Annotated in this window: 18 protein-coding genes and 1 pseudogene; 6 read left to right on the top strand and 13 right to left on the bottom strand. The window is 46.7% G+C overall.

All coding sequences use genetic code 11. The features are described 5' to 3' along the window. Nucleotides 1-3 precede the first annotated feature (3 nt). Nucleotides 4-462 carry a GatB/YqeY domain-containing protein gene (locus tag MIC7113_RS00090; RefSeq protein WP_015180131.1) on the top strand — a complete coding sequence of 153 codons (459 nt, stop codon included), beginning with the start codon at nt 4-6 and terminating at the stop codon, nt 460-462. Between the two features lie 89 nt (nt 463-551). Here MIC7113_RS00090 and MIC7113_RS00085 read toward each other — a convergent pair whose 3' ends face one another. After that, nucleotides 552-1406, bottom strand: a complete 855-nt coding sequence (locus MIC7113_RS00085) for an acyl-CoA desaturase (RefSeq protein WP_015180130.1) — start codon at nt 1404-1406, stop codon at nt 552-554. 125 nt (nt 1407-1531) lie between these two features. Between MIC7113_RS00085 and MIC7113_RS00080 the strand changes: the two genes are divergently transcribed. Then, nucleotides 1532-2803, top strand: a complete 1272-nt coding sequence (locus MIC7113_RS00080; RefSeq protein WP_015180129.1) for a TetR family transcriptional regulator — start codon at nt 1532-1534, stop codon at nt 2801-2803. Between the two features lie 241 nt (nt 2804-3044). Further along, entirely contained in the window at nt 3045-3773 is a 729-nt protein-coding gene (locus MIC7113_RS00075) for a pentapeptide repeat-containing protein (protein WP_051055502.1), read from the top strand. A 35-nt stretch (nt 3774-3808) separates the two neighbouring features. Here the strand turns inward: MIC7113_RS00075 and MIC7113_RS00070 are convergent, their stop codons facing one another. Next, complete coding sequence (locus MIC7113_RS00070; protein WP_015180127.1) at nt 3809-4327, bottom strand: universal stress protein; 519 nt, start codon at nt 4325-4327, stop codon at nt 3809-3811. A gap of 608 nt (nt 4328-4935) precedes the next feature. Between MIC7113_RS00070 and MIC7113_RS00065 the strand changes: the two genes are divergently transcribed. Further along, nucleotides 4936-7155 carry an amino acid permease gene (locus MIC7113_RS00065; protein ID WP_015180125.1) on the top strand — a complete coding sequence of 740 codons (2220 nt, stop codon included), beginning with the start codon at nt 4936-4938 and terminating at the stop codon, nt 7153-7155. 292 nt (nt 7156-7447) lie between these two features. Here the strand turns inward: MIC7113_RS00065 and MIC7113_RS00060 are convergent, their stop codons facing one another. Together MIC7113_RS00060 and MIC7113_RS35740 are read right to left on the bottom strand one after the other, a co-directional pair. Beyond that, on the bottom strand, nt 7448-8620 hold the full coding sequence (locus tag MIC7113_RS00060; RefSeq protein ID WP_015180124.1) for a pyridoxal phosphate-dependent aminotransferase: 1173 nt from the start codon (nt 8618-8620) through the stop codon (nt 7448-7450). 170 nt (nt 8621-8790) lie between these two features. Beyond that, nucleotides 8791-9025, bottom strand: a pseudogene (locus MIC7113_RS35740) (AAA-like domain-containing protein); the annotation flags it as partial. A 202-nt stretch (nt 9026-9227) separates the two neighbouring features. Here MIC7113_RS35740 and MIC7113_RS00055 point away from each other — a divergent pair. Further along, the gene (locus MIC7113_RS00055; protein ID WP_015180123.1) at nt 9228-9623 is read left to right on the top strand and encodes a J domain-containing protein; all 396 of its coding nucleotides are present in this window, start codon (nt 9228-9230) and stop codon (nt 9621-9623) included. Nucleotides 9624-9719: 96 nt separating this feature from the next. Here the strand turns inward: MIC7113_RS00055 and MIC7113_RS00050 are convergent, their stop codons facing one another. From MIC7113_RS00050 to dnaN, 8 genes are all read right to left on the bottom strand, one after another. Beyond that, a complete protein-coding gene (locus MIC7113_RS00050) occupies nt 9720-10046 on the bottom strand; it encodes a P-II family nitrogen regulator (protein WP_015180122.1) in 327 nt (108 codons plus the stop codon). Nucleotides 10047-10335: 289 nt separating this feature from the next. Then, entirely contained in the window at nt 10336-11418 is a 1083-nt protein-coding gene (locus tag MIC7113_RS00045; RefSeq protein ID WP_015180121.1) for a class I fructose-bisphosphate aldolase, read from the bottom strand. 152 nt (nt 11419-11570) lie between these two features. Further along, on the bottom strand, nt 11571-14858 hold the full coding sequence (locus MIC7113_RS00040; RefSeq protein WP_015180120.1) for an efflux RND transporter permease subunit: 3288 nt from the start codon (nt 14856-14858) through the stop codon (nt 11571-11573). After that, nucleotides 14858-16285 (bottom strand): efflux RND transporter periplasmic adaptor subunit, encoded by a 1428-nt coding sequence (locus MIC7113_RS00035; RefSeq protein WP_015180119.1) that lies wholly within the window; start codon nt 16283-16285, stop codon nt 14858-14860. The genes MIC7113_RS00040 and MIC7113_RS00035 overlap by 1 nt, the downstream gene beginning before the upstream one ends. Before the next feature lie 432 nt (nt 16286-16717). Further along, nucleotides 16718-17560, bottom strand: a complete 843-nt coding sequence (locus MIC7113_RS00030; protein WP_015180118.1) for a M56 family metallopeptidase — start codon at nt 17558-17560, stop codon at nt 16718-16720. Beyond that, nucleotides 17560-18009, bottom strand: coding sequence for a BlaI/MecI/CopY family transcriptional regulator (locus tag MIC7113_RS00025; protein ID WP_015180117.1), 450 nt, complete (start codon nt 18007-18009; stop codon nt 17560-17562). The genes MIC7113_RS00030 and MIC7113_RS00025 overlap by 1 nt, the downstream gene beginning before the upstream one ends. A 155-nt stretch (nt 18010-18164) precedes the next feature. Continuing rightward, complete coding sequence (locus MIC7113_RS00020) at nt 18165-20030, bottom strand: AAA-like domain-containing protein (protein WP_015180116.1); 1866 nt, start codon at nt 20028-20030, stop codon at nt 18165-18167. Nucleotides 20031-20187: 157 nt separating this feature from the next. After that, nucleotides 20188-21420, bottom strand: coding sequence for a DNA polymerase III subunit beta (gene dnaN, locus MIC7113_RS00015; RefSeq protein ID WP_015180115.1), 1233 nt, complete (start codon nt 21418-21420; stop codon nt 20188-20190). A 38-nt stretch (nt 21421-21458) separates the two neighbouring features. Between dnaN and MIC7113_RS00010 the strand changes: the two genes are divergently transcribed. Further along, nucleotides 21459-21776 (top strand): hypothetical protein, encoded by a 318-nt coding sequence (locus tag MIC7113_RS00010; RefSeq protein ID WP_015180114.1) that lies wholly within the window; start codon nt 21459-21461, stop codon nt 21774-21776. Nucleotides 21777-21865: 89 nt separating this feature from the next. On the opposite strand, the gene dnaA is transcribed toward MIC7113_RS00010, so the two are convergent. Then, on the bottom strand, nt 21866-23248 hold the full coding sequence (gene dnaA, locus MIC7113_RS00005; protein ID WP_015180113.1) for a chromosomal replication initiator protein DnaA: 1383 nt from the start codon (nt 23246-23248) through the stop codon (nt 21866-21868). Nucleotides 23249-23565 lie beyond the last annotated feature (317 nt).

The raw sequence follows: 23565 nt of genomic DNA, 5'->3' as shown, positions 1-23565 counted from the left end.
ACGATGAGCTTAAAAGACCGGATTTCGGAAGAAATCAAAGTGGCGATGAAAGCTAAAGATAAAGTTCGCCTCGAAACAGTCCGTAGTATCAAAAAGGTCATCTTAGAAAAAGAATCGACTTTGCGTGCTCAAGGGCAAGAGACTCTCACGGAAAGTCAGGAGCTTGAAGTTTTAACCCAGTTAGCGAAACAACGCCGGGACTCTATTGAACAGTATCGTAAAGCTGGACGAGAAGACTTGGCTGAACAAGAATCTCAGGAATTAGCCATTCTGGAAGAGTATTTACCTAAGCAACTTTCTGATCAAGAGGTTGCAGCTATTATCGATGAAGTTATTGCTGCTGTTGGAGCAACCTCTGCTAAAGACATGGGTAAGGTAATGGGAGCAGTGATGCAACAGCTTAAAGGTCGAGCCGATGGACAAAAAATTCAAGCGATGGTCAAGGCCAAACTGAGTAGTTAACATCTTGTATTGCGCTGGGGAGAAATTCACTTGACGGGGTCAACAGTCCCCGCCAAGTTCGATGAGCATTACCCTCTCCTACGAATTAACTAAGCTTGTACTTCCCGCTGCGGAGGCATGACGACCTTCTTCGCTAAGCCAAGAGTTTTTAGCACTTGAATCGCCCACCAAGTCATATCCACTTCCCACCACTGGCGTCCAGCCGGTGCCACATTGGGTTGAGCATGGTGATTATTGTGCCAGCCTTCTCCATAGGTTAAAATCGCCGCCCACCAGAGATTGCGAGAACCATCTTCTACGTCATATGTTTGATAACCGCGCATGTGAGTAGCTGAATTAATCAACCACGTACTGTGCCAGAGCAATACGGCTCTCGCAAACATTCCCCAAATGACAAACGACCATCCGCCCAGAGCATACAGCAACAGACCTAGAGGAATCTGGAGTAATAAGAAGTAGCGATCAAGCCAGCAATAATAGGGGTCTCGTGCGAGATCTGGAGCGTATTTTTTATAGCTTTCTCGGTCAAAAAGACCTGGTGTTTGATAGACCAACCACAGCATGTGGCTCCACCAAAAACCCCGTTTTGCTGAGTATGGATCTTTCACAACATCTTCTGGGTGAGCGTGATGCTGACGGTGACCTGCCACCCAAAATATTGGCCCCCCTTGCAGAGCAAGGGTACCAATTGTTGTAATGATATACTCCAACCACTTGGGTACCTGAAGACTACGATGGGTCAGCAATCGATGATACCCTAAACAGATGCCAATGCTGCCAAATAACCAGTGGAGAAATAGGCAAACTCCCAACGCTGACCAGGAAAAAAACCAAGGAGCAAGCATGGCTAGAGCGTGAATGGCAACGAAAAACGTTGCACTAACCCAGTTAAATTTTAAATCAGATCGGCTGTCTGGGACAGCCGCAAGTGTTTTAGAGGTCATAAATCTTCTCGATTGAGGAGAGGGGTAGCTATTGCTGGGACTTGAAATGCAAGTAACACTTGCACTATTACATCTTAACGCAATGCTAACGCATAAATGCAAGTGTCACTTACATCTTTAGGCTTATGTCTCGACCACCTTCTTCAACTCGGCAGCGTTTGATTAACGCGGCGCTGGAGTTGTTTACCTCGCAGGGCGTGACGGAGACGACCACTCGGCAAATTGCTGAATTGGCTCAGGTCAATGAAGTTACGCTGTTCCGGCAGTTCGGGAATAAGCAAGGATTACTCTTGGCTGTGATTGAGGACTCGGCGGTTTTTACTCACCTGAGTGAAACCTTGAGAGCGCAAGTGCAAAAGACCAGCCGTTTAGATCAAGCCCTCAAAAATTATGCAAGCGATCGCCTGCAAGCGCTGGAAAAAATTCCAGAAGTGCTGCGTTCGGTGGTTGGGGAGGCCGGTCGCTACACGCTAGAAAATCGCCGAGCCTTAGGACGAGGGGTTACTCTAGCCAATCTAGAGGTGGCTCGATATCTAGCCACGGTTATCGATCGCGAAAATTTACATCCCCGCATCCGTGTCGAAAAAGTAGCGAGTTTGCTCAATGAAATGTTGTTCGGCTATTTAGTCATTGAACTGACGAGTGAATTCCACGAGCTTTGGGAGGATCGGGAGGATTTTTTAGAGAGTTTGGTGGAACTGTTCTTACATGGAGTGGTTTCGCACAACGAGTTGAGTGAGCCATCAAAGCCACTTTCGACACCGGAGCATCCAAGAGTGGCTGATTTACCCGCCTCGTTAGTCCATGCAATTTTGCAACAGGCCAAAAAACAAGGGTTACGAGATTACGCCTTTGCTTATATCTTGTTTAGTACAGGTATCACTCTTCCAGAAGTGGTTGCCTTAGAGCGAACTTCCTACGGAGCTGATACGCTAACCAATCAAATCAACGACGAACATCAGAACCTCTTACAGATTACTCAGGGTGCAATACGCCAAGTGCCTGTGAACCAGTGGATTATGGGAAAGCGCTACGGTTCCTATGCTCGTAATCCCTTGACTCAATGGCTAAAAAGCCGTAATGACGACCAGCCAGCGTTATTTGTCAACGATGCAGGAGAACCTATGTCAGAATCAGAGTTTCGTACAGCATGGCAGGGATTCACCTCTGAATTGTTAACGCCTAAAAGTCAACCGCTATTTGTGGAGCAAGCTAGACAGACTTGGTGTGTGGAAATGTTGATGCGGGGAATTGATTTAGAGGATTTGAGTATTCTAAGTGGTTGGGATTCTAACCAATTACAACCCTATGCTCGACGAGCCAGGGAAAAAGCCGCAATAGAACGTGCACTCAAACTTGATTCAAAGGGAAGCAGTAAAGCAGATCACAAAGCTTAGGAGAGGTTGTGTAGTCTATTTTGTGTAAGTTGACGTTGACTTTGCTACTCGTGCAAGCAAGACTTACGTGAGCTACTTGGCTGTGTGCCTAACCTAAGAATGTGGGAAATGAATGTTTCAATGGTTAATAATTTTTATCGTTCTGTTGTCATGCACTATTAATAATTTTGTGCGCGTGGTAAAATTTCAAACTAATTAAGAGAAATTAGGGGTGCAAGTAATGAAGTTTACTAAGGTAGTAATGAATTTACTTGTAATTACAGTCTGTGCGGGATGTGCAACCAACGCTGAAGTAAATACAGCGAATCAGGTAGAAGATTTCAAGCTCAGCGGTTCTTTAGCACTGCAACAGTTAACCAATACAAATCAATGTTCAGGCTGTGATTTTCGAGGAGTCAATTTAACCGCCATCAATTTAAGTCAAGCTAACTTATCTGGTGCTAACCTTTCTCAGGCTAATTTAGCAGGGGCTAATCTTAAAGATACCAATTTGAGTCAAGCCAACTTAAGCGGAGCGAATCTTGCTCAAGCGCAATTATCGAAGGCAAATCTGAGTCAGGCAAACTTAACAAAAGCCAATCTTTCCGGTACTCGCTTTGGGGAAGATTTAAAAACTTTACCCATTCAGGAGGGACAAGCTCCGAATTTAAGAGGAGCCAATCTTAGCCATGCCAATTTGACGGCATCTAATTTGCCTAAGGTTGATTTAACGGGGGCAAATTTAGCAGAAGCTAATTTAACGAATGTCAAATTTAAGGGAATGCAAGCGGTTGGAGCTAATTTTAAAAAAGCAAAATTAAACCAGGCTGACCTCAGTTATGCTGACCTGAAGAAAGCTGATTTAACAAGTGCTGATTTAGAAGGTACTAACTTCATTAATGCCAATCTAGAAGGCGCTGATTTACGTAAAACTAAGTTGCAGAGGGCTAAAATAGATAAGGCTAAGTTAAAAGGTGCTTTACGGGAATAGACTTTTTAACTAATCGGGAATGATGGATCAATTTGTTATGAATTCATTGCCTGAGTTGCTGCTTCCGGCGTTTGTTTGAGGTTAGGACTAATCCCTTGTACCACTAAAACTGAGCAAGGGGCTTGATGAATCACGTAACTACTGACACTTCCCAAGACAATCTCGGCAAAACCTCGGTGACCTCGACGGCCAACGATAACTAAATCGGCGTCCCAAGCTTTAGCTAGTTCTCGGATGCGACTGCCTGCATCTCCTATCTTCAAATCCCATTCGGTCGGGACTCCTTGTTCCGTTGCCTTTTGGCAATAGTTTCTTAGGAATTGACGGGCTTGCTCACTTTCTTGGTCTAATACTTTTTGCAGTTCGACCGAGAAGTTGATTAACTCCCTGCCAAATATATCTGCATAAGAGCCAACACCCTGAGTTTCAAAAGGTAAAGAGTGAAACAACATGAGAGCAGCTTCTTCTTTTTTCGCTAGCTCTAGAGCTTGTTCAAACACAATTTCTGATTGAGGTGAGCGGTCAAGCGCTACTAAGATTTTTCTGTATCTCACAGCATCCTCCTTAGCAAATGAACGGTGACCTATTACAATTTTATCCTGGTGTTTTATTCCTAAAAGTTAATCTTTGTAATACTTTGCGTTTACTCAATGAAGTATTAGAACATCGCAACAATAATGGCTCCTTGTGCCCGAAACAAGGTTTAAAGTAGCGATCGCACCTTTACCTACCGTGGAACTAGCGCATCGGTAAAACCGTAGGCATCGTATATTCCTTGCTGGAATAGCGATCGCTTTCAATTTTTTCTGGTACAAAGTTCTCTAGCCTATCCAGAGGTTGATTTTTTAACTTTTACACGGCCTTAAAATAGACCGTGCCTTCTAGTCGTTCTATCAGGGCGACTAGTTTTTCTGGGACTTTGCAGTGATACTCTTTGCTACCGGACTTCCCTCACAAGCAAACTCGTCCGTAACAAAGCTTCCAGAGTAGCAAGTTGACAACCCAGCAAGGTATATACCCTAATCAATGGGGCTACGTTTCCCACCAACAAAGAAAACAGCTTTCGAGTGGGTATGGGGAGTACTCAACGATTAAGTGAGTAGGACACAGCAGCGTCTTCGAGCTGTCTCAAGCTAGTTGTGATATCAGGTTTCTAGAACCAATGAAGTTACCATTTGGTCGTCGTCCGCAGTCTACCGTCCAAACCCCCACAGAAGAACGAGCCGGTTTGGGGACATTCGGTGGGGTCTATACGCCTTCGATTCTCACCATTCTAGGTGTGATCATGTATCTACGCTTTGGGTGGGTCGTGGGTAATGTGGGCTTACTGGGGACGTTGATCATTGTTACCCTTTCAACCTCGATTACCTTTTTGACATCCCTGTCGATTAGCGCGATCGCAACTGACCGCGTTGTGCGCGTGGGAGGTGCCTATTATATGATCAGTCGCTCTTTGGGGATTGAAACTGGGGGTGCAGTCGGAATTCCGCTTTACTTTGCCCAAGCCTTTTCCGTTGCCCTTTATACCATTGGTTTTGCCGAGAGTGTAGTAGCGACGTTTAATCACCTCAATCAGCTCTATGTCGCACTAATTACTACAGTTGTAGTGGCAGTATTAGCACTGACCTCAGCCAGTATTGCCATTCGTGCTCAGTACTTTATCATGGCAGCGATCGCCCTATCGTTGATTGCCTTCGTGTTTGGACACCCCGTTGAGCCAACACAAATTGAACTATGGGGTGCACCAGACCGACTTTCAGAACCGTTTTGGGGAGTTTTTGCCGTCTTTTTCCCCGCCGTGACTGGAATTATGGCAGGGGTCAATATGTCCGGTGATTTGCGTGACCCTAGCGGTTCTATTCCTACAGGTACATTGGCAGCCGTTGGCACCGGATACGTCATTTACATGGGTCTACCTATCTTCCTAGCCATGCGGGCAGACGCCACAACCTTGATTGAAGAACCTTTGATTATGCAACAGATGGCGTTGTGGGGACCTGCCATCTTACTTGGGGTTTGGGGTGCAACGCTCAGCAGTGCACTAGGCAGCATTCTAGGCGCTCCCCGTGTCTTACAAGCATTGGCTCGTGACGGCATCTTGCCCCGTTGGATGAGTTTCCTTGGCACCGGTAGCGGGCGAGATGACGAGCCACGCATTGGTACTGCTGTCACATTAGGCGTCGCAACAGCCGCCGTTTGCATTGGTGATTTGAATTTGATTGCTCCAGTGCTGACGATGTTCTTTCTTACCACCTATCTGGTGTTGAATGTCTCGGCGGCAATCGAGGGTTTCCTGCAAAGTCCTTCATTCCGTCCGACATTTCGCGTCCATTGGGTATTCTCACTGTTGGGAGCAATGGGTTGCATTGCCGTCATGTTTTTAATCAACGCGGTTGCTACCGTGGTGGCGGCTGTAATTGTCTTATGCATTTACTTTTGGTTACAACAACGGGAACTGCGAACTACATGGGGCGATGTCCGGCGTGGGATGTGGATGGAGTTGATGCGGATGGGCATTTTCCAGATTGGCCATCAACCTGACACGAAAAATTGGCGGCCTCATATCCTGGTTCTATCGGGTGCGCCCACAAAACGTTGGTCTTTAATCGAATTTGCCGATAATTTAACCCGTAATCGAGGTCTGGTTACCGTATCGAGTGTTTTGCCCAGTGGCTCTCGTGATATTGCCCAACAGGCGAAGATGGAACAAACCATCCGAGATTACCTGGAACGGCAAGGTGTACAAGCACTGGTGCGTTTAGTGACAGCTCCTAATCCTTTTGATGGTGCTCAACAACTGATGGAGGCTTATGGGTTGGGTTCGTTGGTTCCCAACACGATTTTATTAGGTGATAGTGAGGAACCCTCTCGGCGCGATCGCTACTGTCAACTCATTGCCGAAATCCACGGGGCAAAGCGTAATCTAGTTATTCTCAGAGAAAACCAAGAGCTTGGTTTTGGCTTGCGCCGAAGGATTGATGTCTGGTGGGGGGGAATGCAAGCTAATGGCGGTTTGATGTTACTTTTAGCCTATTTGCTGCGCTCAGATATTGACTGGCGTAATGCACAGATTTATCTCAAGTTAGTGGTGCCTGATGATACGGCGGCGATTGCAGCGCAGGCGAATCTTGAGAGTCTGGTGAAGCAACTACGGATTGGTGCCATATCGCAAGTACTGGTAGCAGACGGGCGTCCGTTCACGGAGATTCTCCATGAGTCCTCCCAGAACGCTGACCTTGTCTTTCTCGGTATGGCGACGCCACAAGAGCATTTCACACAGTATTACGAAAGCTTGCAGAACCGCACAGCAAATTTACCGACCACAGCCTTTGTGCTGGCTGCTCCTGAGTTTGCCTTTAGTGAGGTTCTCAGCGATCGGTAAATGAAACACAATCGTTGGAGATTAATCAACTGACATCTTGCACTAGTCGCCACAACTGCCAGTGGTTAAAACCACTGTCTCATCGCTAAACTCGTCTTCATACGACAGGATAAGAATTTCAGTCCATTTCAATGGACTTGAGTTATGAGCCAAGAAATTAATTTCTTGGCGGGTGCAGAGACTTACTGACAAAGGTGCAAGATGTGAGTTAAGGGAAAAAGTCAATTTCTTGGGGGTTTTTTTCCCTTTTTCTTGGTTGAGAATATGTCTCAAGATAAATTGTGAATTGGTATTACCCAAGCGTCTTTTCTCGCACAAATTTCTCCAACCGATCCATTCCTTTTTCGATCGATGCCATATCTGTCGCGTAAGAAAGGCGGATACAATCATCTGCACCAAAAGCAATTCCCGGAACAGCGGCAACTTGATGAGATTCTAGCAGCGCGTTACAAAACTCCATCGATTTCATCCCCGTTTGACTAATATCGGGAAACATGTAAAATGCCCCATCGGGTTTCGGACAGATAAGTCCGGGAATCGCATTCAGACGATCTAACATCACCTGTCGCCGTGCTGCAAAGGCTTGGCACATTTCTTCGACGCAAGCCTGCGAACCCTCTAACGCGGCGATCGCACCATACTGAGCAAAGGTACATACATTGGATGTACTATGACTTTGAATGGTGGTTGCGGCTTTAATCAGTTCTACTGGCCCTGCCAGATACCCTAAACGCCAACCCGTCATCGAGTAGGCTTTGGCAAACCCATTACTAATAATGGTGCGATCAAAAATTTCTGGCCCAATCGCCCCAATACTTAGGTGTTCTGCACCGTCATAAAGAATTTTTTCGTAAATCTCGTCCGAAACTACCCAAATATTGTTCTCGACGACAACCTCTGCCAGGGCTTTAATTTCCTCTGGCGTGTAAATCATGCCAGTCGGATTTGAGGGAGAATTCAGGACAAATAATTTGGTTTTGGGGGTGATGGCTGAGCGTAACTGGTCTGGGGTAATTTTGTAACCACCAGAGGCATCGGTAGTAACAATCACGGGAGTTCCTTCCGCCAGCTTTACCATTTCGGGGTAGGAAAGCCAGTAAGGCGCTGGGATAATCACTTCATCCCCGGTTTCAATCAGCGCCAGCATCAAGTTAAACAGAGAATGCTTACCGCCGTTGGTGACGATCACATTTTCTGCGTTATAACAAAGACCATTATCTTCTCTCAGCTTACGTGCGATCGCTTCTCGTAATTTTGGCTCCCCCGCTGCTGGGCCATACTTGGTTTTTCCTTCCTGTAGAGCTTTTTCGGCTGCGGCTTTAATATGGGCTGGGGTGTCAAAGTCCGGTTCCCCAGCACTGAAACTACAGACATCTATCCCTTCGGCTTTCAGCGCTTTCGCCTTCGCGGCAATCGCCAGAGTGAGGGATGGAGGAACTTGACCAATTCGTGCTGCCAGCTTCATGCTTATTACACCCAACGACTAACTAAAGAATTAAGGTATAGAATTTCGTTTGCACGCTTCCTAGTTTCCCAGAGGAAAGGGCAATCGCGCTGTAAATTGGCTTTTTTTTTAGTTTTCCCGCCGTACCACAGGATTAGGTGCAGTATACATAGGTTGGATCAGCTTGAGGAGTTACTAGATTTTTGCGCTAACCCTATTGCTAACGGTTGAGCTTCCTGGAGTTGAACACCTGTTATGGCGATCGCATGACCAATTTTAAGCGGTGTACGCCGTTTGTCATCAATAATTAAATACTGAAGGTGTCGCCACCCCCATGAACGCAAACGTTAATCGCCGATAATCTGGATGCTCAGCTCGCTTGTTGTAACAGTTACGGATAACCGCAAAAAAGTCATCACTATTAAAAATTCAGCTCAGAATTAAAATATTAATCTGTTAACAATGCTGCGAATCCTAAACTGTGAAACCATGAACTTTAGTTAAAGAAAGACTACAAAATATATCTTTCCTAAACTGATGTGTTTTTGGATACTCACTTAGCTTGAGACCTTTCAAACTGGAAATACTATTTTTGACAAGAAGTTCTATTCTTTAAAAAGTGTTGTAGATGTTAGACACCCAACGATACTACACAATTCTCGATCTAAATCCAGGAGCCTCACCGGAGGAAGTTCATCAGGGCTACATCGATTTAACCTGGGTTTGGCATCCTGATCGTTTTTCTGGTCATCCTCGGTTACAGCAAAAGGCTCACCACAAGCTTCAAGAAATCAATGAAGCTCATGCCCAGTTACGCTATTTACAAACTGTTTCTCGCCCCCAAAGTTTTCGTACTACACCTAGACCACAGGAAACTCCATCCCCACAAACTGCATCGCCTACAGAAGGATTGTATCAACAGCAAGGAAAGCAGACGAGGGAAGTCAACACCCCAAAAAATGTCAAGGACTGCAAGCCAAACTTGAGTTCTAATCGCCGCCATTTTGATGATTGGTTAGATTAATGAGTCCCATTACCCAAAATTGCAACGGAGGCTTGAATCGTTTTAGTAGGGTGGGCAATGCCCACCCTAAATGTTCGGAGTCAGTTTCAGGTGAGGTTATTGAGCCTCATCCAACTCATCGCTCAAGAGTTCTACATTTTGTCGGAAAGCCATTAAGGCGTGACCCTCCCGCATCTCCATCAAAGCGCGGAGAATATCATCAGAATTTTCAGGCGATACGACGGTCTTGATCTCAATGTTCGTGTTGTAGCCGGCAATATCCCCCAATCGTCTGCCATGACCGCCCTCGCCTTGAGCCTGACTAATGGTATATCCCGTTACTTGCTTACTTTTGAGGAGTTTCACAAGACGATCTCTGAGTACGGATTCACCAATAATAGTGATTAAGACAGCCGTCTTGACAGGAGTGCCTTTGGTAGACATAACATAGCTCCTAAACATAGTAGTTTTACTCAAGACAACCCCACAGTTAGGCAACAGACCCCACTGCACGTTAACGAGCCAGTTATTCAATCCCTTAAGAAGTCCAACAACCCGTCAAGGAACACTGGAGGTTGTCAGGTTTCAATCGTTTCATCGACAAAATTTTCTTCTGCCATGTATTAGTCTAGAATGCCTATGCCCTCTTTGCTTCAAGTTGCATCCGTTTTGATATCTTGCGACATATATCTTTTAGAAGTTTGATGCGTTGCAGCTAAGTTAAAACCTAGGTTTAGGCGATGGTGACTTCATTGGACAAGTAAACATCCTGAATGGCATGAAACAGTTTGACACCTTCCTCAAACGGTCGCTGGAAGGTTTTGCGACCGGAGATTAAGCCAGAACCACCTGCACGTTTGTTAATCACAGCCGTGCGAATCGCTTCAGCAAAATCGCTTTTACCCGATGCCCCACCGGAGTTAATTAAACCCGCACGACCTGCATAGCAGTTCAGCACTTGGTAGCGAGTCAGGTCAATGGGGTGGTCGGTGGTGAGTTCCGAATAGACGCGATCATGGGTTTTGCCGTATGACTTGCCAGATGCTTTGGCGACAGCCAGATAGCCTTTGTTATTTTCCGGCAGCTTTTGCTTGATGATGTCGGCTTCGATCGTCACACCCAAGTGGTTAGCTTGTCCCGTGAGGTCAGCAGCAAGGTGATAATCTTGGTCTTGCTTAAATGCATTGTTGCGGAGATAGCACCACAGAATCGTTGCCATACCGAGTTCGTGGGCGCGGGCAAAGGCGCGGCTAACTTCCTGAATTTGGCGCGTGGATTGGTCAGAACCAAAGTAAATCGTTGCCCCTACAGCCACCGCCCCTAAATTCCAGGCTTGCTCGACACTGGCGAACATAATCTGGTCAAATTGGTTGGGGTAAGTCAGCAGTTCATTGTGATTGATTTTGGCAATGAACGGAATGCGGTGAGCATACTTACGAGATACCATCCCTAAGACACCGAGAGTGGTCGCCACACCATTACAACCACCTTCGATCGCTAATCTCAGAATGTTTTCCGGATCGAAGTAGATCGGATTGGGGGCAAAGGAGGCACCAGCAGAGTGTTCGATGCCCTGGTCTACAGGCAAAATGGAGAGATAGCCGGTATTGGCAAGGCGTCCGGTTGAGTACAGTTGTTGCAGACTACGGAGGACTTGGGGGTTGCGATCGCTTTGTGCAAAAATCCGATCCACTGAATCTGAACCGGGTAGATGTAATAGCTGTTTAGAAACTTTCGGCTGGTAGGTTAGCAAGTCTTCAGCTTCGTTACCCAGCCAAGATTCAATTGCGTGAGGTACTGATGCGGTAGCCGTCATAATCGTTTTCCTCAAGACTTGATCCTATGAGGCAGAGATTCTTTCATTTTCATTGTGGCAGTGCCTCGGAGTGAGGGACTATCTATATAGATAGAGTTCTAGGAAGCCAAACGCCATTGAGGATAGTATCCTATATTACAAATGTCCGAAATTTAATTATCAGGAGAGTGACGGTAAACGGTTTCTAATGATTTTTTATCCACAACCCGCCGCTTGCGGGGTGGCTTCTTTTCCCCTGGAAACTCATGCAGCAGCACGTAGAAACAGGGGATGATAAATAGGGTTAAAAGTGTTGCTAAAGATAAACCCGAAAAGACAACAACGCCCAAAGGTTGCAGAAATTCTGAGCCTTCCCCAATACCTAACGCTAGGGGAAATAAGCCCAAGACCGTCGTAATGGTAGTCATCATAATCGGTCGTAGGCGCTGCGGAGCCGCTTTCAAAATGGCTGTTTTGCGGTCAATGTCCTCGCGCTCACGAATTTGGTTGGCTAACTCTACCATGATGATGGCATTGTTGACGACAATCCCCACCAACAATACTGCCCCCACGAGTACGGTTGCGCCAATTGCCGTTTTGGTAATGTAAAGTCCAAAAATTCCCCCAGCCAAGGCAAGAGGTACCGTCAGGATGATCACCAAAGGGTCAATCAACGAGTTGTACTGTACCGCCATCACCACAAAAACCAAGAATGCCGCTAATCCCCCCAAAATCTTGAGAGAATTTTGCAACTGTCGATTGGTTTCTTGGGTGGCACTGGGGAGTACAGAGACGCCATCGGGTAAGTTGATCGAAGCGAGAACAGTGTTTGTTTGGGCGATCGCATCGCTCAACGTTGCTCCCTCAGCTAAGTTTCCGGCAATCTGGAACACTTGCCGTTGGTTAATCCGTTGAATTTCACCTGGCGCTTCTCCTTTGCTAACCGTCGCCACATCTCCCAAACGAATTTGGCTATTGTTCTCGATCAGTAAGGGCACCTGCGCCAACTGGGTCGGACGTTGCAAGATTTCCTGATTGAGCTGTACCCGCACATCCACTAAGCGATCGCCTCGTTGTAGCTGAGTTGGGACTGAACCCTGAATGGAAGTCTGAATCGTGTCCCCAATGTCTTTTGCCGTTAACCCAAATTCTGCCACACGTTCCCAATCTGGGCGGATTTGCACTTCCGGTTGCCGGGGGTCAGCATCTGGGCGAAAGCGTACTAGGGTGGCTCGCTCATCGAGAGCTTCCAGCACTTGTCGTCCAGCTTGTTGCAGTTTTTGGGGATTGGTTCCTTGGAGAGTCACATCAACTTCTGCGCCTCGGACGGGGGAGTTTGTCAGGACGATACCCCGCACCTGCCCCGGACTCACTCGCAGACGAATCCCCACTAAATTCAGCTTATTGAACTCTTTAGTAACACGCTCAACAAACGCATCAATATCAGTACCCGGTTTGAGGGTGATATTACTCGAACCCCGCAAAGCATTCTCCGACGTATTGCTGCCGAACAGAAAACCACCGGAGGTGGTAAAGACATACTCGGTTTCCGGCTGTTGTAGGAGAATTTCATCCACCACACTCATCACCTTGCGGTTTGTTGCCACTGTCGTACCGGGAGGAAATTGAGCAAATAGGGATGCCTGCCCTGTGCTAATGCGGGGTAAGATTTCTTGAGGAATTTGACCCACTAAAAATCCACTGCCGCCGCCCAGAATCAGGAAGGCAAGCACAATAACCAGGAGTCGAAAACGCAGGATTAATCCCAAAAAGCTCATGTAACCTCTCGTCGCCGCCTCAAACCGCAGGTTAAACTGGCGTAACGGCCAAAAGTTGCTCGCTCCACTTGACCAGCGCACGGCTAGGAGGCGTGAGGTGATCGCTGGCACAACCGTCAGCGCCACTAATAAAGAAGCGGCGACAGAAAAGCTGATGGTGAGAATTAATTCATTAAATAGCAGCGCGAAGAAGCCACCAATCAGCAAAAACGGCAGGACTGAAACTAAGTTAGTAGTGGTAGAGGCAACTAATGCGGATTCAACCTCCTGTGAACTCCTGACGGCTTGGTCAATCAATTGACTAGCCCCTAAACGAGTGGGGGTCGTTTGCCCTGGAGTCATGCCGACACCTTCTGAGATGGTTTCTAGCATGACGATCGCATTATCGACGACAATCCCGACTCCTAAGGCTAAACCCCCCAAGCTGAACACGTTGATGGATAGGCCAAATAGCTGCATTAAAATAATTGCCGCTAGGGTGGCTAGAGGGATGGCGATCGTAATAATTAAGGTTTGCCTGAGAGAACCCAGGAACAGCAAAACGGCAAAGGCTGCTAAACCCGCACCAATCAAACCCGATGTTGTAACGTTGGAGATTGAGTTCTGGATGAAGACAGACTCGTCCAATGTGGAAACAATCTCCATATCTTCCGGAATCAAACCCGATTGACGCAACTCTTGGATGCGTTTTTTCACACCATCGACGACTTCAATCGTATTAGCGTCTGCCTGCTTTTGCACGCTGACCTTAACGGCCGGTTCCCCATTCAGGAAAACAAACACCCGTTGTTCTTCCGTCCCGTCGATAATTTGAGTAAAGTCTCGCAGGTAAACACGACGAGTGGGGTTTGCCGATTGCTGATTACCTGAGGCTGATTGTTCGCCATTAATAGCGGCAAGTGACGAACCACTGGCAGAAACTTCAAACGAGAGATCGCGGATTTCTCGTGCGTCCCGAAAGCGAGCGACAGTACGGGTTAGGGGTTCTGAGTCTCCTCCTCGCAGACGCCCACCAGACACATCCAGATTGCGATCGCGCAGTTGATTCAACACATCGGTTAACCCAATGCCTAACGACTGTAAGCGACTTGAGTCAATTTCAACTAACACTTCTTCTTGGACGCCACCGGAAACATCGACTGCTGCCACCCCATCCACAACGCCAAGTTCGCGACTGAGTTCTTCATCAGCAAACACGCGCAAATCAACATCCTGCAACGAAGGTGACTGCAAGGCGAATTCATAAACCGGCAACTGAGAGGGGTCAGCCTTGAACAATCGCGGCTGTTCAACAATATCGGGTAACCGGCCTTGAGCGCGGTTAAAGCTAGCCGTAGCATCGTTTAAAGCTTGATCAATATTACCCCCAGGTTTGAAATACAGGTCTAAACTCACCTGTCCCTCACGGGTTTGGGAATACACTTGCACCACTCCCTCGGTGGCGCTTAAGGCTTCCTCCAAAGGTTTGGTGATTTCCTCCACCGCTACTTCTGGCGAGACTCCAGGTGCAGACAGCCGCACACCAATCCTGGGATAAGTAATCGATGGCAACAAATCAACCTGAAGTTGGGCGAGGAAAAATACCCCCAGCACGATAACAGTGAGGGTAAGCATGAGGGTGCCAATATGTTGGCGAATCGAGGTCGCACTCAGGCTAAATCCCGATTTCCCAGAGTTCTGCATTAGCGCTGCTCCTGTTTTTCTGGGCTTTGTGAGAGTATACTCAGACGCACCGAGTCGCCATCTTTCAATGGCTTTGTACTGCCGCTAACAAAGCGTTCTCCCGGCTTTAACCCTGATAGAATTTCAACCTGTCCGTTGGCACTGCTGCCGACTTGCACGGGACGAGACTTTACTGTAGCTTGGTTTCCTTCGCCCGTGACGACAAACACTGTCCCCTTAGAGGATTGGGGATTGGGGCTTTGGGAGTTTGCAGAGCTTCGACTTCCCTTGTTCCTCTCTCCTTGTAGGGCAGATTGGGGTACCACCACACGAGGCTGTGTGTTGGACTCAAAGTTGATTTCTGCTCTGAGTTGAGAGCCGATTCTACCGTTACTATTAGGAATGGTGATTTCTACGGGTATCTGAACAGCCGTCGTACTCGCTGTGGGGGAGGGCAAAATACGAGTGACTTGCCCGGTGAATTCCTCGTTGGGAAGGGCATCCAATCGCACTTTCACGGATTGCCCTACTCGAATCTTTGAGAGGTATTGATCGGACACTTGAACCACGACTTTGACACGACTAAAGTCTCCCAATCGTAAAATTTCGCCTCCTGGCTGTACTAGATTTCCGGGTTCGCTGATTTTTTCTAAAACTACACCAGTAATCGGGGAAGCTAGCAGGGCGTAGGATTGGCGTTCTTTGGCCTGAGCAATCGCAGCGCGTTGGGCTTCCACTCGACCTTGAGCGGCTGCTACCGCTTGTTGTTCTGTGGCAATTTGGGCGATCGCAGAATTGAGTCTTTGTTGAGCGGTGGCAGCCTCTGTCTGGGCTAATTCGGCTTGTTGTTTGGTAATGGCACCCGCAGCGGAGAGCGATCGCAATCGTTGTGCATCCACTTGTGCCTGTTTTAGTTCTGCCCTTGCCTGTTCGGCTTGGGAACGAGCATTGGTCACTTGAGTTTGGGCGCGTGCTACTTCTGATTGGAGTGCCGCCAGTTCGGATTGTCCCTGAGTGACGCTAGTAACGAGTAAGGAATCATCTAACCGAGCGAGCATTTGACCTTTTTTCACCGGGTCACCCACATCAACCTGTAGACTGAGGAGGCGTCCTTCCACCTGAGCGCGGAGTGATACTTGTCTGTCGGGTTGGGTGGAGCCGATAAAATTTAACGGTTCTTCGATGATTCCAGTTTTTGCGATCGCGACATCCACTGCTATGCCGCCTTTCTCTGTTTTGCTTCTAGAAGAGGTTGATTGAGCCTCGGCTCCGGTTTTCGACGATCCACTACACCCGGTCAAAAATGGCAAGGGCATCAGGATAAACAGCAGCAGTAACCAGGAAAATTCTTGTTTGTATTTTCCCTGTTGTGGTGAGACTTTACTATATCGCTCGGCTGTATAAATTTGAGCCGTAAACCATTGAGCAGATGGAGATTTGGAGTACACGAAGAGAGATTCCAATCAGGACATTAGCGAAGTTGATATTGTCATCAGTAAAAAATTAAGCATCTGTCTTGGCTGGGAGTATCGTGAATTCGAGAGACTGGGTCTTCATGGATGTTTACTCCAAGACCAAATTCTAAAATTCACGCTTTGCCTCATCAACCTACTAGCAACTTCCGATCACATTTGAGTTGCTCTTTATATAGACTATTACGTCTGCTTAATTTTAATAATATTTAAACTATTCGCCCTTAATACCAGCCAATAGATAGATTAATTTTATGGTACGGTTATGCACATAGTCATGGTCAGACTATGCAAATAGTCATGGTTATATCAAGTTGCCGTCACAGATAGCAGACTTTTGCTTGATTTCCCGTTTTCCCGTCCTCCAATGAACTCCCGCTCCTGATGCCCCTAAAGCGATCGCCCTGTTTAACTATGAAAGGGCACAGCCATCAAAGGCAGCAGGGATAAAAACACCCAACTCCAAGTCCAAGAAGGTGACGGAGTCGGAGATTCGCTCTCGCCTAAGAGCGCCTCGATCCTCTCCTGTAAGCGATTATGGGGAGTTGCACGGCTAAAGGCAGCGCAAAAATTTTCCGATACCATCATGGGGGCACTCACCACCATGAGTAGCGATTCGGCTAACAATAAACTATCTACACGTTGGCGTGCCCAGTGATCTGCACGGAGTTCTCGTAATAACAGAAGTTCTTGCCACAAAGCTTCTGTATTGGGTAACCATAGCGTGATCTGGCGCAACCAACCCAGCCAGAAGAACCAGAACGTATCCCTATAGTAGTAATGGGCTTGTTCGTGGGTTAAAACAGCTTGAAGATGCTCAGGTTTTAAGGTCTGGAGCAGTCCTTGACTCACCACCAGTTCTGGTTGCCAAAAGCCAATCTGAGCACTAAATAAAGTCAGGTGATCGAGAAGACGAGCCGATTGACCATCTAGGTCAACTTGTGGGTAAGTGCGAATCTTGTGGATAGACTGCCATCCCTGAGCCGCTAAATGTACACCAAAACCAACGGCTAAACCGACGCTGACTAGGACTAGAGAGTAACTAAACCCGTCGGTGTGCAGGCCAATCATTTGTCCTTGTGGCCCCATCAACAGCACCGCGAGCGCTGTCATTAACAGCAATAAGGGGGGTAAGAGAAATAATAATAGAGTTTTTTGCCAGCGCTGAATCCAGTTCCCTGTGGCTTTAGAGTAACGGCATCGCAGCAACCAAGCTAGGCTCAACGCCGTCAAAATCATGATTAGATGCATCACTCCTGCTCCTCTCTAGCTCGACGTGCGGCTTGAATCCGAAGTGCGATCGCCTCAATTTGCTCTAAACTGGCAGTATCCAGGCGATCGGCAAAAGCCGCTACAATATCCGGGTTACTAACAGCCAGAAATCGATTGAGTTGGTCATGGGATTGGAGTACCTGCGCCTCTGCACGAGAGACTAAGGGTGTCCAACGAAAAGCACGCGCTTGGCGATCGCCCCTGGCAGCGTCCAAAGGACGATCGCAACTCAGCCAGCCTTTTTGGGTCAAGCGACGCAGGACGGTAGTCACCGAAGTGTAAGCTAACTCCCGATCAGGGTCAGCCAAAATTCGTTCATGTATATCCTTAACAGTGGCAGAACCCAGTTCCCAGACGAGATTGAGAATCTCTGTTTCCAAAGGACCTAGGGAGAGGTTTTTGGGGCGGTGATTGGGTACAGAAGTCATGAAAAGTATGAAGTAGGAAGTATGAAGTATGAAGCTTAAGCAGTTTTCAACCCTGCGACCTAAGTACTCATCTTTTGATATTCCCACATTCCAAGCCTAGCTGTGTACCAGTAACTCGACTTGCTCAAGCAATAAATGGATGCTTTGAGCTGAAGCTATACTCCGGACAACGGTATGGCGGAAAGCCAAGCTGAAAACATCGGCGTATAGGATGGCAATTTTTCTAACTGCTTGTTCACCCATTCCAAATTAAAAACAGCTTGATAAATTCGGTTATGCACTTTAAGTGTGCTATCACATTTCACCAACAATCCCGAAAGGAGTAATTCAACTTGCTCCGGGGAGTCATCGCTTACTACGCTTTGATTTTGTAAAATTTTTTGATAAATCCTCAGTATACGATCGGCGCATTGTTCATTTTTTATAAATTGATTGCCCAAAGAACACCGAAAAATCCGATCCCGAATGGTCTTAAGATGTTCTGGTTCATCTTGGGACTCCCAATTTTCGATGATACAAGTATGTACTAATTGATCCACCCAACAGCTCTCGTCACTTGGGGAAGAAGATGCACAGAGGGGGAGGGACGACGAGGTCACAACACTTGCCGCGTCATCCTTGTTGTTACCTTGCTTTTTACCGGCCATTCGGACAAAATAACAGAGCTTCTGAGTTAAGAAAGGCTGACCTCCTGTCCAATACAATATTTTTTGAAGAACCGTTTCAGGGTGGTTCACAATTCCAGCTAATCCTGACACCAGAGAAGTTATTTCATCAGAGGTAAATCCAGCTAGATGAATGGCACGTCCAATATTAAAGGGTGTGCGGTTGATATCAGTCATTAAAGCCGTGGGCATGGCAACACCAAACATGGCAAAGGTAAGGCGTTTATAGGCTGGATTTTCAGCCCGTCTGTTGTAGCAGACTCGAATCAGGGCAAAAAAATCTTCAATTGGAAATTCTAGGCCGAGTACGCTGTCAATTTCATCAATAAAAATGATAATATTTTGCTGAATTTCGACCAACAGCACCTGTTCCAAAAATTCACTCAGGCGGCTTACAGATGATAACTCAGCGCGAAGCACGCTGTCGTTACCGCGCCACCAAGCACGTAAATTAAATTTGAGTTGGAAACTGTTAACTAGGTAGCCGACAACCGAGGCATACCATTGTTCTGAAGTAACTTGTTGCGTACCAATCGCAGTTAGATCAATTGAGCCACAACGGACACCTACTGCTTGCAAACGGTGCATGGTTCGTATCCGCAGACTCGATTTGCCCATTTGCCGAGAAGTCAATACATAGCAAAATTCTCCTCGCAAGAGAGCTTGGTATAATTCCCCATCCGCCTGACGTTTGACATAGCTGGGAGCACTCGGAGGTAGAGAACCTCCAACTTGATAGACGTAGGAGGGATTTTGCAGAGAATTCAACAACACAAGCAGTTTTTCGCGCTCGGCTAGCTGTTGTTCAATTTTGGCTTCTAGGGCGTCACAAGCTTGGCGCAGAGCTTGTTCGGCTCGCTGACGTTCTGCCACTTCTTGCTGTAATCGAGTCTCGGATTGTTTACGAGTTTCAATCTCTTGTTGCAGTTGTTCGTTTTGTGATTGAAGTTGCTTGGTGAGCTTACGAATTATTAGTTGATGTTCAACCCGTGCCAAAACTTCTTCAACCTGAAAGGGTTTGGTAATATAATCTGCTCCCCCAGCAGTAAAGGCTCTTACCTTATTCAATGTTTCATCTAAAGCGCTGAGAAAAATGACGGGAATTTCGGATGTTTGTGCGTCACGTTTGAGTTGTTCGCAGACTTCATATCCATTCATATCCGGTATTCGGATATCGAGTAGAATCAAATCGGGTGAAGCCGAACGTGCGGCTCGAATGCCCATTTGTCCTGTGACCACACACCGGACTTTATAGCCTTGCTTAGAAAGTGTATTTGATAAGACTTGCAGATTTTCTGGGGTATCATCGACAATTAAAATATGCCCCTTATCTGCATCAGTCTTATGGCTATTCATGGTTAAATATTAGGATTGATCAAGAGGAATGATAGCTAAACTTTGCTTTGTAAGTTGAACCATAAAATCCTACTATTGAAGCCAAAATGATTATAAAATGGCTAGAAAATAAGCGGTTCTAACTCTGGCTCCAATGATATCAGTTATCGTCCCAAGTTTAATTCCGAAGCTGCACGGGCATTACCAAATAAATCATCTTGCGTCCCCCTAGCGGTGTCAAAATGACAGGACTATTAGCGGCATTCATTTGTATCTGAATATCAGACGTAGAAAGAGCTTTTAATCCATCAATCAAATACTTGACATTGAAGGCAATATCAATGCTTTCACCCGTAACTTGGGCTGACATCGATTCCTGCCCACTACCCACATCCTGAGCTTCTACTGATAAAGAAAGCTGTTGGTTAACACTATCAATGCTGAACTTGACAACATTATTTTTTTGGTCAGCCAAAACCGCAATCCGCTCGACTGAACTAAGTAATTGACGCCGGTCAATCGTTAGCTGACGCTGGAACTGACGTGGAATGAGTTGATGATAAGGTGGGTACTGCCCTTCCAGGGTGCGGCTGGTTAAACGCTGATTTCCCCCTTGAAAAATAATCTGACCCGGCTCTAGGTAAAGGGCAACTGTATCGGTGGGTTGGTGCGGTGCGAACATTCGCTCCAACTCCCGCAAGGCTCTGGCGGGTACAGTCAGCTCTAGCTGAGAAGCCTCATTAGAGGGAGTGTAACTGTTCTGTGATGCTTTTGAGTCTTCTGCGGCTGAACCCTCTTCGTCTGCCTTCTCGCTATCGGCAACCGCTTGATTTGTAGTTTTCACTACCGCTAATCGGTGACCATCAGTTGCGGCAAATTCTAAAGTATCTTGCTGCATGGTGAAGTGAACTCCCGTAAGCACTTGCTTGGTTTCGTCAGAACTCGTGGCAAACAGAGAACCCCGCAATCCATCAACCAAGGCTTCTACAGGGAGAGAGACGGCTGTCCCTGCAATTTGGGGCAGTTCTGGAAACTCTTCAGAACTCATGCCTCGGACTTGGTAACGCCCAGAAGCCGAAGTTAAGGTGACAATCCGTCTGTCCGTCTCTGTCTCGTTGACGGTTTCCCCGACCTCGTCCTCTAACGTAATTTCCCCATCAGGTAGACGTGAAACAATATCATTGAGCAGTTTGGCAGGTATGGCAATTTCTCCACCTTGCAGGACGTTCGCCGCAAAGCTGGTTTGAATGCCAAGGCTGAGATCAAAGGCGGTGAGGCGTACCTGTTGAGTGTCTGGATTCCCGGTTAATAAAACATTTCCCAACACCGGATGAGTGGGACGAGAAGGAACCGCCCGTATTACCAGTGAGAGGTTGGTGTTGAGGTCACTTTGAGTACAAATTAGTTTCATAAAAATTACAATATGTCGCTCAGGTTGTGGTTCAAATAATGACTACGATTACAGGGCTACGGGTAGAACTGAACCAGACGTTTCATCAGGTCAGTCAATCCCCAAGAGCAATACTCAGGATAATTCTGTGCTTGATTCTGGTCAACGTCTGGCTTTGCTCTCCATTCACATTTTCGTCATTCGTCTGCTTCATCCTCAAGGCTGTGGAAAATGTGGAAAAACCACACAACCTCATTCTGAATCAATCGTTTGTAGACTTTCAGATTGTGGAAAAACTGTGGAAAAGTAAGCTAGTTTTTCCACAAAGTATTTATACTTACTCAGAGATTTTCCACGACTTCTCTCCGAGCATTTGAGTATAAAGGCTAAGCGTCTGAAAAGGGACAAGCCAATAGATTAAGAAATATTAATTTTTTGATGTTGCCTTCGATAGGGCTAAAAAGGTTCAATTTTGATTTTTGGTTTGGCTGGTTAGGTTGATGCGATCGCTCAACTGACGCAAGGTCTGATCCACTGTAGCATCACTCTCTCGCAGTTGGCCTATTTTATCACAACTATATAACACCGTAGTATGGTCTTTGCCACCAAATTCCTCACCAATTCTGGGCAAACTCAAATCTGTATGTTGCCGCATTAAGTACATACCAATTTGCCGAGACCAACTAATTTCTCGGCGTCGAGAGTTACCCTTCAAATCTTCGATTGAGACATTAAACGCATCTGCCACCGTCATTAAAATAGTATCGGGAGAAGCTTTGACCTTGGGAATCGGGGGGTTCAAAATCGGTGTAATATTCTCTACGGTCATCGGTAAACCCGAAATTGAAACATAAGCCACAGCCCGAATCAATGCTCCCTCTAGTTCGCGAATGTTGGAAGTGTAGTGAGTGGCAATATATTCAATGACCGATCGCGGCAGACGAATATTTTCATACTCAGCCTTTTTTTGCAAAATAGCCATTCGCGTTTCCAAGTCCGGGGCTTGAATATCAGCAATTAAACCCATCGAAAAACGGGAACATAGGCGTTCCTGTAAGCGGGGAATTTGATTCGGAGGACGGTCTGACGCCAATACAACTTGCTTCCCCGCCTCGTGCAAAGTATTGAATGTATAAAAAAACTCTTCTTGGGTATATTCCTTACCCTCAATAAATTGAATATCATCGACCAGAAGGACATCGGCTGTCCGATAATGTTCGCGGAAACTCTGCATACTATCTTTGCGAATCGCCGCAATCAAGTCATTGGTAAACTGCTCAGTAGAGACATAAAAGATTTTAGAATCCGGGCACTTATCCAAACGAAAGTGACCAATAGCTTGCATCAAATGAGTTTTGCCTAAGCCCACACCCCCACATAAAAACAGAGGGTTAAACTCACGTCCTGGAGATTCTGCTACAGCCAGCGAGGCTGCATGAGCCATGCGATTATTAGAACCCACAACAAAGCGAGAAAAAACATACTTATGATTTAACTCCGGCAATCTCGGCGGGGAATTCGATATACCCTCTGAAACACTGCTGCCAATAGGAACAGACCAGGAAATTCCGGTATCGCTAATGGGAGAGTGATCATCCCCGGCAGTGACCAACAGTTGAATCTCCACTGGTTGGCCTAAAATATCCTGTACCACATCTGAGATCGTCTTGATGTAGTATTTTTGCAACCAATTTCTAGCAAAAGGGTTGGGAGTACGCAACACCAAGCAGTTATCCGTCAGTTGCTCGGCGCTGGCTGTCTTAATCCAGGTTTCAAAGGTGGGTCGGCTTAATTGTAGCTGTAAACGCTCCAATACCTGGCTCCACAACTGTTCTGGGGAAGTTTCCACGAGCTCTCCTCTAGGGTAATGGTGGCATGGTCTTCTATAGGAAAGATCGCTGATTGTACACTTGACTCAATCAGCTTCGCAGTATGGGCGTCTTTTAGTACAACTCATCTGCCTGATGCGCCCTCGCCTATTCAAGCGAGGCAGCGGCTACTTGGGCACAATAGTGTTATGTGTGAGTCGGTTACTTACCTGGGTTTCGCCGCTGGTCAATAATTTAACCGACTTTTTAGACTAGGTACGTTTATTGTAGACGGCGTCCTACTGTCCAAGTTAAATACAGCAAGCTATACCATTAGCTCGCTTATATCTATATAAAG

The sequence above is a fragment of the Allocoleopsis franciscana PCC 7113 genome, assembly GCF_000317515.1.
Classification (GTDB): Bacteria; Cyanobacteriota; Cyanobacteriia; order Cyanobacteriales; family Coleofasciculaceae; genus Allocoleopsis; species Allocoleopsis franciscana.
This window is presented reverse-complemented; position numbering and strand designations above follow the sequence as displayed.

Excerpts from the sequence above, each read along its gene's own strand:
- MIC7113_RS00090 (WP_015180131.1), top strand. The coding sequence starts at position 4 with ATGAGCTTAAAAGACCGGATTTCGGAAGAAATCAAAGTGGCGATGAAA.
- MIC7113_RS00085 (WP_015180130.1), bottom strand. The coding sequence starts at position 1,406 with ATGACCTCTAAAACACTTGCGGCTGTCCCAGACAGCCGATCTGATTTA.
- MIC7113_RS00080 (WP_015180129.1), top strand. The coding sequence starts at position 1,532 with ATGTCTCGACCACCTTCTTCAACTCGGCAGCGTTTGATTAACGCGGCG.
- MIC7113_RS00075 (WP_051055502.1), top strand. The coding sequence starts at position 3,045 with ATGAATTTACTTGTAATTACAGTCTGTGCGGGATGTGCAACCAACGCT.
- MIC7113_RS00065 (WP_015180125.1), top strand. The coding sequence starts at position 4,936 with ATGAAGTTACCATTTGGTCGTCGTCCGCAGTCTACCGTCCAAACCCCC.
- MIC7113_RS00060 (WP_015180124.1), bottom strand. The coding sequence starts at position 8,620 with ATGAAGCTGGCAGCACGAATTGGTCAAGTTCCTCCATCCCTCACTCTG.
- MIC7113_RS00055 (WP_015180123.1), top strand. The coding sequence starts at position 9,228 with ATGTTAGACACCCAACGATACTACACAATTCTCGATCTAAATCCAGGA.
- MIC7113_RS00050 (WP_015180122.1), bottom strand. The coding sequence starts at position 10,046 with ATGTCTACCAAAGGCACTCCTGTCAAGACGGCTGTCTTAATCACTATT.
- MIC7113_RS00045 (WP_015180121.1), bottom strand. The coding sequence starts at position 11,418 with ATGACGGCTACCGCATCAGTACCTCACGCAATTGAATCTTGGCTGGGT.
- MIC7113_RS00040 (WP_015180120.1), bottom strand. The coding sequence starts at position 14,858 with ATGCAGAACTCTGGGAAATCGGGATTTAGCCTGAGTGCGACCTCGATT.
- MIC7113_RS00030 (WP_015180118.1), bottom strand. The coding sequence starts at position 17,560 with ATGCATCTAATCATGATTTTGACGGCGTTGAGCCTAGCTTGGTTGCTG.
- MIC7113_RS00025 (WP_015180117.1), bottom strand. The coding sequence starts at position 18,009 with ATGACTTCTGTACCCAATCACCGCCCCAAAAACCTCTCCCTAGGTCCT.
- MIC7113_RS00020 (WP_015180116.1), bottom strand. The coding sequence starts at position 20,030 with ATGAATAGCCATAAGACTGATGCAGATAAGGGGCATATTTTAATTGTC.
- dnaN (WP_015180115.1), bottom strand. The coding sequence starts at position 21,420 with ATGAAACTAATTTGTACTCAAAGTGACCTCAACACCAACCTCTCACTG.
- MIC7113_RS00010 (WP_015180114.1), top strand. The coding sequence starts at position 21,459 with ATGACTACGATTACAGGGCTACGGGTAGAACTGAACCAGACGTTTCAT.